At 33.5% G+C, this 9,953-nt stretch carries 10 protein-coding genes and 1 tRNA gene; 6 read left to right on the top strand and 5 right to left on the bottom strand.

The window, feature by feature from the left end; translation table 11 throughout:
• From flgA to AA81_RS02330, 5 genes are all read left to right on the top strand, one after another.
• Positions 1 to 302 (top strand): flagellar basal body P-ring formation chaperone FlgA (flgA, locus tag AA81_RS02355; protein WP_103898073.1); only part of this gene is annotated, 302 nt, incomplete at its 5' end.
• Positions 303 to 305: 3 nt separating this feature from the next.
• Positions 306 to 941 carry a flagellar basal body L-ring protein FlgH gene (locus tag AA81_RS02350; protein ID WP_103898072.1) on the top strand — a complete coding sequence of 212 codons (636 nt, stop codon included), beginning with the start codon at positions 306 to 308 and terminating at the stop codon, positions 939 to 941.
• Positions 942 to 953: 12 nt separating this feature from the next.
• Positions 954 to 1,940 (top strand): flagellar basal body P-ring protein FlgI, encoded by a 987-nt coding sequence (locus AA81_RS02345; protein WP_103898071.1) that lies wholly within the window; start codon positions 954 to 956, stop codon positions 1,938 to 1,940.
• A complete protein-coding gene (locus AA81_RS02340) occupies positions 1,941 to 2,222 on the top strand; it encodes a hypothetical protein (protein ID WP_103898070.1) in 282 nt (93 codons plus the stop codon). It begins immediately after the preceding gene.
• A 1,027-nt stretch (positions 2,223 to 3,249) separates the two neighbouring features.
• Positions 3,250 to 5,193: a hypothetical protein gene (locus AA81_RS02330; RefSeq protein WP_103898068.1), complete on the top strand. Its 1,944-nt coding sequence runs from the start codon at positions 3,250 to 3,252 to the stop codon at positions 5,191 to 5,193.
• 643 nt (positions 5,194 to 5,836) lie between these two features.
• Here the strand turns inward: AA81_RS02330 and AA81_RS02325 are convergent.
• The 3 genes from AA81_RS02325 to rsmG all read right to left on the bottom strand — a co-directional run bounded on the left by AA81_RS02325 (position 5,837) and on the right by rsmG (position 8,695).
• The gene (locus tag AA81_RS02325) at positions 5,837 to 7,012 is read right to left on the bottom strand and encodes a carcinine hydrolase/isopenicillin-N N-acyltransferase family protein (RefSeq protein WP_103898067.1); all 1,176 of its coding nucleotides are present in this window, start codon (positions 7,010 to 7,012) and stop codon (positions 5,837 to 5,839) included.
• Positions 7,013 to 7,241: 229 nt separating this feature from the next.
• Complete coding sequence (locus tag AA81_RS02320) at positions 7,242 to 8,021, bottom strand: lipoate--protein ligase family protein (RefSeq protein ID WP_103898066.1); 780 nt, start codon at positions 8,019 to 8,021, stop codon at positions 7,242 to 7,244.
• Entirely contained in the window at positions 8,018 to 8,695 is a 678-nt protein-coding gene (gene rsmG / locus AA81_RS02315; RefSeq protein WP_169999586.1) for a 16S rRNA (guanine(527)-N(7))-methyltransferase RsmG, read from the bottom strand. Before rsmG ends, AA81_RS02320 begins: the two co-directional genes overlap by 4 nt.
• Positions 8,696 to 8,755: 60 nt before the next feature.
• Here rsmG and AA81_RS02310 point away from each other — a divergent pair.
• Positions 8,756 to 8,843 (top strand) — tRNA-Ser (locus AA81_RS02310).
• 49 nt (positions 8,844 to 8,892) lie between these two features.
• Here AA81_RS02310 and lepB read toward each other — a convergent pair.
• Both lepB and AA81_RS02300 read right to left on the bottom strand, forming a co-directional pair.
• Positions 8,893 to 9,858 carry a signal peptidase I gene (lepB, locus tag AA81_RS02305; RefSeq protein WP_103898064.1) on the bottom strand — a complete coding sequence of 322 codons (966 nt, stop codon included), beginning with the start codon at positions 9,856 to 9,858 and terminating at the stop codon, positions 8,893 to 8,895.
• A 5-nt stretch (positions 9,859 to 9,863) separates the two neighbouring features.
• On the bottom strand, positions 9,864 to 9,953 hold a 90-nt coding region (locus AA81_RS02300), incomplete at its 5' end, for a 50S ribosomal protein L19 (RefSeq protein WP_146050326.1).

The raw sequence follows: 9,953 nt of genomic DNA, 5'->3' as shown, positions 1-9,953 counted from the left end.
TCAACAATAAACCTATAGATGTAGAATTGTTAAAATCAGGAAGTTATGAATTAACAAAAGATGTAAAAAAAGGTGAAATAGTAGATTCTACTTATTTGAAACGTATACCTGACGTTAAAGCTGGAGACATTGTAACGGTTTTGGTAGAATTTGAGGGTATCACGGTTTCTACTTTGGCGAGGGCTATGACAAATGCAAATTTTGGAGATACTTTGAGTGTTAGGAATGTTGAAAGCGGGAACATAATAACCGGTAAACTGAAGGAAGGCCCAATACTTCTGGTTAGTTTAGGAGGTTCGTAAAAAATGATCACTATGAAGGTTTCAAAAGTTTTTATTTTTTTCTTAATTTTTCTAGTTTTAACTACCCTTGGTTTCTCTGAATCATTGTGGAATAAAAATGATGAAGAAGGTAATTCTATTTACAACTATAACCAGGATTTTAGAGTAGGAGATGTTGTAACAATTGTCGTTTCAGAAAATCCTACCCTCTCTTTATCTGAAAGTATGCCTGATTATAAAAAGGCGTCTGTTGATACGGTTAACTCAGTAGTTACAAATATAGGAGGGGTGGATTTATCCAATTTTTTGCCTATAGGGGCTGGAGATCCAACGCAGGTTAGTGTACAAAACGATCAAAAAAGCGCTTCTTCTTCCGCGGAGGTTCAACTATTTGTATCCGCAATAATCCAGGAAGAAGACCAAAACGGACTTTTAAAAATTAGAGGAGAAAAGGAAATTAAGGTCGGTAACAACAGGAATACTATGATTGTTGAAGGTTACGCTTCTCCCAAAAACATAGCAAAAGATGGAACTATTTATTCTTCCAGTTTAGCGAATGCTAAGATTTGGTACGATGGTGATATAGTTTTTCAACAGGATCCTAACGAACCGTCATGGTTAACCTCTATACTTTCAGGAATAGCGAATATATTCTTTTAGAAGGGAGTCAAAATGAGAAAAAATTTATTTCTCACCTTTTTATTTATTTTAATTATTAATATATGTGCCTTCGCTGGAGTTAGAATAAAAGATATATCTGATTTCAGAGGTGCAAGGGACAATCAATTATTTGGAATCGGTTTAGTTACAGGGTTAAATGGTACAGGAGATTCAGGGGATGTGCCCTCTGAGATGATAAACAATATGCTGGCCAATTTTAACATCAATCTTACCTCTTATGTAGAAACAGAAAATACAGCGCTTGTTATGGTCTTCACTGATATACCTTCTTTTTACAAGGAAGGTATGAGATTAGACGTTACAGTAGCTGCTATAGGAGATTCTGACTCGATTGAAAATGGAGTTTTAATGCAAACACCTCTTTATGGTGCTGATAATAAAATTTATGCTGTTGCACAAGGGAATGTCTTAACTGGAGGAGCCAACATTCGTTCATCCTCTAACCTGCAAGAAAGATACAAGGTTGTCGGGTATATCCCTGAAGGGGCAATTATAGAGAAAGAAATTCCTGCACAGATTATAAATGAAAACACGGTGACTATCAACTTAAAACAACCAGATATAACAACATCAGCGAGGGTTGCCAACGCAATAAATTCAACTTTTTCATTAAAAATAGCAAAATCTCTTGATCCATCTTCGATTAGAATAGAAGTTCCAAAATATTTTGAAGAGGATATCATATCTTTTTTAGCTTTAATTGAAGAGATAGAGATTACTCCGGATGTAAAAGCCAAGATAGTGATCAACGAAAAAACAGGAACAATAGTTCTTGGAGGAGATGTTGAAATAGCAGATTTCACCGTTAGTTATGGTAATTTCAGTGTAAGTGTTGAGAACGGGAAAATAAGTGGAAAACCTGCAACGGTTTCAAATTTGATTACAGCTTTGAAAACTGCTGGAGCAACTCCTCAAGATATAATTGCAATTATTCAAAGCGCTAAAGCTTACCTATATGCTGACTTGGTGGTGATGTAAATGGCTAACTTAATTGGCCCTGCATTTAATGTATCTGGTATAAATTATAATGAAGTAGGTATAAGAGACGCAACAGAAGCCTTTGTGTCTGATATCTTTGCAAAGATATTGAACTCTGCCCAAAACGATGACCTATTTAAAGAAGATAAATTAATTCCCGAATCAAATGCAGAAAAATGGATTAAAGAATGGATAAATGTTGAATATGCTAATCTATTGACTCAACAAAGCTTGAAACCGTTAGTGAACCAAATCGTTAATTCCTTTCCTCCAGAACGATAAAATTATTTTTCATTTTTTGTGCGAGAATTATTTCGTCTTTCGTATTCAATTTCTTTAAACTCAGCGACATTTAACTTTTTCAACACGTTTTGTATATATTCCTTCTCATTTTAGAAGTAAGATGGGCCTTTGAATAGAGATATAAAGTTATTAACATTCACGAGTGGGGCCAAATATTCTAATGCGATATCACTCTTATTGATAAGAAATGTCATTCCTATTCAAATTTTGGGCAAGCCGACCTTTATAAGGTTAAATCTGATATATTATTTTTATCACCTCTCCATTTTTGTACATTTTGTCCGAACTGATGAACAGGGCTCTCCTGAGAAACCGCATAAACCCCGATTTTAAGATGGTATCTTATTCCGTATAAAACCCAGCAAGTTTTAGGTATTACACTGACACAAATGCCAGCTCAGGTGGTGAACGGGCGCTGATAAACAACTGTGTGGCTGTCTCTCTTGCTTGGTTCGCCGCCAGTCGATTTTCTTGACCAATCCTCTGGATCCTCGATAATCGCTACCACCGACATACGAAGTGGTTCAATCGAACTAATACGAGACGCTCTTGTTAGAGCCAATCAAGAATACCTGATAGCTGCTTTCGTATTTCCCAGAAAAAGTGAAGTGTCGGTGGTTTCTAAACCTGAAGCTCTAGAAATCCAGAGCACAAAATCACAAAATGTAGCATACTTTATAGGTATCGTAAAAGCCTATATTCCATATCAAGACGTAGCAATTGGTATACAGTCAAAACGTCCAAGAGTTATTTTGAAGACAATTCGGGGTTTGCAATGGCTCATCCGATCGATTTCGTTTAAGAAGCAATCAAATGATGTTTAAAACTGGTGGAGGGTACTAAAGAAGAACAAAAAGCAAAAAATGATGACAGTGTATAACAGAGTATATCTGGGTTGGGTTCTACTTCCGCCCAAATCGTTATAACTTACTAATTATCATCATACTATTACAGAAAATATACAACAATTTCTGATATATTTGTATTTTGTTATGGGGGGTGCAAAGTGGAGAGAATAAAATATTATCCGACAAATGACCTAATGTGTGGCAATAATTTAAGTAATATTGAAAACATTATAAAAAAATTTGAAGGATACAAAGCAGAAAAAGAAGCTCTCGATATTAATGATATGATTGAACTATATAATGTCAAAAAATATTTTGATAATGAAATATATCTAAAAGACTGGTCAAATGAAAATATTAGTTATTATAAAAATACTATTAATAAATTATTTGGAATAGTAGCAAGATATTTTAAGTCAATAGCTCAATATGATTTTATTGTATTATATAAAAAAGTTAAAAGATATTATAGAGATGATTTTTGGGAATTGATAGATAAATTTAAAGTATATGAGAGTATTGATGAAATAAACTTTGAGGAGATTATAAACTTACCAGAAGTATGGCTTTACGAATTGTTAAAGCATAAAAAGATAGTAGAATATTTTGGAAAGACTATTAGGCAACATATGCTTAATGATTATTCATCAGCAGAGCTATTATTAGATGAATTTGAGATGAAACATATTAGCGATAAAGACCCTTTAAACTTTCCAAAGGAGTTAAATAGTACAGACAAAGAAATCATTATTAATAATTATATTGAAAGTGAAAACCCAAATTTGAATTATTTAAGGCTTATTGCTAATATGCAAAGTAATAAAGATAAAATTGAAATTTCTCCAAAAACCTTGTTGAAAGCAAAAAAGAAGGCTGAAAACCAAGAGGGTCAATTATTCACTGAAGACTCTAAAATGAATATAAAGATAACTGTCGTATTTTCTGAATCACAGGACGAAGAAGTTATTGTAAAGAGAGAGAGTCAATCAATAACAGCTAAATATAATACAAAATGGATTAAAAATAACACTGATTATGCAACTCTATTAAATAATTTTATTTATTTATTTGAATTTGTAGATTGGCAGATGAGATTTACACTTGTTAATAAGTTTAATCATATGGGTGTTTTTGAGCGATATGGAGGTATTTCATCCAAAAATGCTTATAAAACAGGCATAGAATTTAATAATAAAAATATTTTGTCGTTGCTTCAAATAAAAGGATATTATAATGAGCTATTTGGTTTAGGTATTAGGTTAGAAGAAGTAATAGAATGGTTTTTTATAGAGTACCTTGTTAAAGAATTTAATGCCTCAAAATTTAAGATTACTATGCCTTCGAGTAATTCTACTATGCTTGAAAAATGTACTATTATAATGCCAGGCATGGAATCAGTATTAAAACAATTTTCTTTATTTGTCCAAGAGGGAGAAATTGACTTTGAATTACTTGAAATCCGTTCAGAGCCTCTAGTTTACAATAATATACCATCATTGGTTGATAAAAAATATGTCTACGGTATTGGAGAAGAATACGAAACAGTAACTTTTCTGCTTTTTTCAGATCAGAGTGAGTTAGGATATAACGAAAAAAATAAAAAAACATATAATAACTTTTTTGAATTGTTACGCAACGAAAAATTAAAATTAAAGGATTATCCAGATTATTGCGTTAAAAAAATTAATTGGTTGATTGATCACAAATACTTGTCAACTAACGAAGAAGGGTATATTATTTTCGATGATAAACTTCTAATTATTATTTTAAAAGATCTATATTTTAATGAAGTAATTAATTATTGGAGGTATCCCGATCCAGGACGGTTAATTATGGATGAACTTGAGAAGAAAAATATTATTGAGTTTGAAAGCACTCTATTTTCAAGACCTGAGCAAGCTTATATAAACTATTTTCTTAACAAATCACAATTCAATAATGGTTTAGATTTAAGAAATAAATATGTCCATACCCAACCATCTAGCGATGATATTGTAAATGTACATAATAATAACTACATGATATTGTTGCGATTATTTATATTAACAGTAATAAAAATAAATGATGATTTTTGTATATCGGACGAATTAAAAGATAATTAAGTTGTTTTAAGTAGAAAGAAAATTCAACTTTTAGTATTTATAGAACCTAAAATTTGTCAAGAATAGTAATTATTTAATAAGTAGATGTTTTCTTACATCCATTTTAATAAAGGGGCGACCGACTTCACTTAACAGAGTGTGCCTGTTACGGCAAAACTAACCTACCTTTCGGGACATTCCTTCTGGTATGATGTTTGCAGGTGTTATCGTTAGTTTAGCTAAAAGATAATATCAAGCAAACATCGCACAGCTCCAGGGGGGCATAGGCAAGTCAGGAACACTCAGGACGTTATATAAAATCGGAACATCAAAGGAGGTTTTAAATACCTTCTAAAAGAGAACTAATAAGGAATAAAGCGGTTGAATTGATTAAAAACATCCCGAAAGGATTAAGGTATTATGAACTACTGCGTGAATTACAAAATTGCTTTCCAAATACATCTCCAAATACCGTCGCTGGTTCGTCTTGGAATTTAGTTGTGACCGGCGTAATGAGACTAGTAGGTCTATAAAGAGCCTTTTTAAATATAGATTGACTAGTGAAAAAGAAACTGAAGAAATTGTGGAGTTGATTATAATCTTAAGTTCCCTTACAAGAATAATTAATTATTGCCATATTCTTCACGACTCTTCTTAATATATCCTATGTTGCCGTCACCATTTTAAGGCATTCCTCAACGTTGGCTGCAATTTCATCATTGGATTTACTTTCTATATTGCTGTATACAATTTTCTCAAACTCCTCCTCCAATGCATCCCTTTCAGGCTTTACATTTGCAAGGAAATTCTCATACATGTCTACCATTTCCATGGCTCTTGCACAAGCTTTTTTACTATATTCCATTGATTTTTCCACATCATTGAATACTGCTCCTATATATGTGATTACAAGTGGCTTATACAAAGATACACAGGGGTGGGGACATCCTGTAAACCATACAATAAACTTGTCTCCTAAATAATCCACTATCATGGAGGAGGTGGTTTCTGACTTAATAAGGAAGCCTGTGTGCTGGCAGATTGATTTCATGCCCTTCACCGGCTTAAAGCTTCCTTTGTGGTGGTACCTTAAAATACTCTTGATATCCTTAAGTGAATCTGATTTCTTCAATAAATTGCTGCTTGTTGTCCTCTGTCTTATATCACCCTTTGAGAAGAAGGGAAAAAGTTTGTTCTGGTATTGTAACTTGAAGTTATGTGAATCCTCCATGTCCGATTTCTCAAAATCCTCACCTATGGAATATGCATTTGAAATTGAAGCAAATTTATCCACACTCTTAAAAGCCCAGTGCTTTCCTGCCGTTTCAAGTACATAGGCCTCATTAAAATCCTTAATCAGAAAGGAATTGTGATATTTCAAGCTTCTTTGGTAGCCTCCGTCACCACCTTGACCAACCTCTTTAATCAGACCTAATATGAAATCCACAGCTTCTTTTGCACTCCTGGTGTTATGAAGGGTAAGCCTTAATATGTCCATCCCTAGCAGGCCGTCCCTGTTAACCCTTTCCTTTGAAAAAACAGCCTCATTTCCTATAGATAAGCCATGTTCATTAACACCCATTTCAGCTCCCCACATCCAGAGAGGCCTTGAAAGAATTGCACTATATTTGTGGTCAAACCTATCAAATATGTCAGTTAATGTTTTGAAGGAGTGCTCTTTGTATTCCTTTTTCTCCTCTAAATAGGGCTGTTCTTTAAACTCCCTCACAGGGTCTGAGGAAATATATACGAATTGCAATTCCCCCGGCTCTCTGTCAGAATTTTTTCCGAAGAAAGACCTATTATTAGACCTGTCGAAACTTATCATTGTATCACACATTTAAATCACCTCGATTTTCTCCCAACAGATTTTTTGACTTTCTACAATACCCTTCACCTCTAACAACAAATAAATTCTCCTGCGAGTACTGCCCAAGATGATGACCTATTTAAAAAGGATAAATTAATTCCTGAATCAAACGCTGAGAAATGGATTAAAGAATGGATAAATGTTGAATATGCTAATCTATTGACTCAACAAAGCTTGAAACCGTTAGTGAACCAAATCGTTAATTCCTTTCCTCCAGAACGATAAAATTATTTTTCATTTTTTGTGCGAGAATTATTTCCTCTTGTTCTAAAAAGCCTTCTGATATTTCTTCTTTGAAGACTGATTTAAAACCTATTTCAAAAGCTCTGACTATCTCTATCTTTGAAATAGGTTTTTTTAAAATTGTTTCTAAATCGATGGTAGAGCTTGTTAAATGCCGTTTTATCCAATCAGTATGAGAATATTTAAAAGAATTAATATAGGTTTCATAGTCATGCTTAATTGGAATTGAACCATGTTGTAGAATGAAATTCGCCGTTCTGTATTGGGCACTTCCAATTAGTTTCTTTCCTTTAACTTTCACCTCATAAAATGAAGGGGCGTCATAGCAAAGGTCTTTGGTTACTCCTTCTTTTTTTGACCTTTCAAGATCTGCTTCTATTCCTAATATGTTTAATGATCTTATTAGCGCTTGAGAGATTTTCATGTAGCTGGCAAGTAGATTATTTGGTAAGTTTTTGTTGTTAGCAAAAGTTGAAAAGGAATAGGTTATTTCATTATTATGTAAGACCGCCCTTCCACCTGAGGGTCTTCTTACAACAGAGATGTTGTTTCTTTTTATAAACTCCCAGTTCAGGTTGTTAGTTTTTTGATGTTTTCCAAGGGATATGGTGGGGTATTTCCATTGATAGATCCTTAAAGTAGAAATTTTTCTAATTGCGTTTAGTTTGGCTATGGCTAGATCCAATGCCATATTCATAGAACCCTCATAAGGCTGATCAACAATTATTTTTATCATTTGATTTCTCCTAAAGGAAATTTTTTTGGAATCCCTACTTGCCTTGGAAAGTTTTGGGGGGTTGTTCCAATTTTTTTAAAAAGTATAAAATACCTTTTCTTCTTGTCTTCACCAATTTCGTATTCAATTTCTTTAAACTTAGCGATATTTAGCTTTTTCAACACGTTTTGTGTATATTCCATCTCATTTTTGAAGTATGATGGGCCTTTGAATAGAGATATAAAGCCATTTACTTTCACGAGTGGTGCCAAGTATTCTAATGCAATATCACTTCTGGCCAACGCTTTACATGTGGCAAAGTCGAAATATTCTCGATGGGTTTTTGCAAAATCTTCCGCTCTTTCGCAGAACAAATAAACGTTAGTTAATTTTAACTCTCTTATAAAAATTTTCAAAGCCTGTATCTTTTTTGATATGCTGTCTACTAGGTAAAATTCTTTTTCTGGGAAATATATAGCCCATACTAAACCAGGTATACCTCCGCCGGTTCCTATATCTACAATCCTTTTTGAATTTAGAAAGCTGTCTTCTGACTCTATAGGAATTGTACTGTCTAAAACAAGGTTTTCAGAGGCGTCTTTTTCGATTTTATAAGCAGTCAGATTTACAGGGTAGTTAATCAGCAGATCAATGTATTTATTAATTTTCTCAGCCTTTTCATCCGATTCTTTCATTGACAAAGCTCTCCTTATATGGTATAATTCCTTTGGGTTGTGCATTTCGTTCATATTGGTGGAGACGTAGCCTAATTGGCTAAGGCGTCGGTCTTGAAAACCGATGGGGTTACACCCCGTGTGGGTTCGAGTCCCACCGTCTCCGCCAGTTTTAAACTTAAAAAACCGCCTTTTGGCGGTTTTTTTGATAGGGTTAACTATATCTTTCCAAATCTGTCAAACGGATAAATTCTTAAAAAAGTTGTTCCAATTACGTTCTCAACAGGAACAAATCCAAAAAAGCGGCTATCTTGACTTTCCAGTGTATTATCACCCATGAAGAAATAGTATCCTTCTGGAATTTTCACATTTACGAGGCCTTCTTCATCTTTGAATATTAAAGAAGGTAAATCCAATTTTGAAAGTTCGTTTTCATAAAAATCAGTAAATAAGAGTGTATCTCTCATTTCTTTGTACCATTCAATAGTGGGTTTAGCTGGTATCAACCTACCCGTGAAGTTATCCTTATACATAAAAAATAAATCAGAAGTGGCAATTTCATAACTGTATTTATCGGGATAAGCTATATAATCAAAGAATTTAGGATCTTCAAATATTGCATCTCGTAAATAATAAATATTTTCAAATTCGGGTAGTATTTCGCCGTTTATTTCTAATTTTGAAACCTTGTTTTTTATCTGGGATGGTATATAATCTACACTTTCATAATAATTAATAATGAAATTCAACCAATCGGGAGTATTTTGGATTTCACCGTTTTTAATATCTTCCCAAAACGTTTCTCCTACCGGTACCAATCTCAAGGTATCGCCCGGTTTCCCTACCAATCTCTTCACGTATTTTACATGGCCTTCAAATTTTGCTGGAGCAAAAAAATCCATAAACCTATCAAAAGCACGTAATTGTTGTTGTGCCCTGATATCCACAAAAGGTGTCCAAAAAACCACTATCGAACCTCTATTTGGTTCAGCAAATTCATAAGTAACTTTTTCTACAAACAACCTGTCGTATACCTGAATTGTTGGAACCATAGAAGGAGTTGGAACCATCATTGTTTCAAAAACGTACAGTCTGATAATTGTTCCGAATATCAATGCATATATTATGGCGTAAATCCAATCTAAGGTTTCATCTTTAATTTTCTTCTTAGTAGCCTTTTTCAAAAGGCTCAATCCTTCCTTTCTTTAATCCTTATCTTTCCTTTAACATCCCTGAGGTAATAGAGTTTAGCCCTTCTGACTTTACCTTTTTTCAAGAC

It is taken from the genome of Petrotoga halophila DSM 16923 (assembly GCF_002924615.1).
The sequence above is the reverse complement of the archived record's forward strand: the minus strand, read 5'-3'. Positions and strand labels throughout refer to the sequence as shown.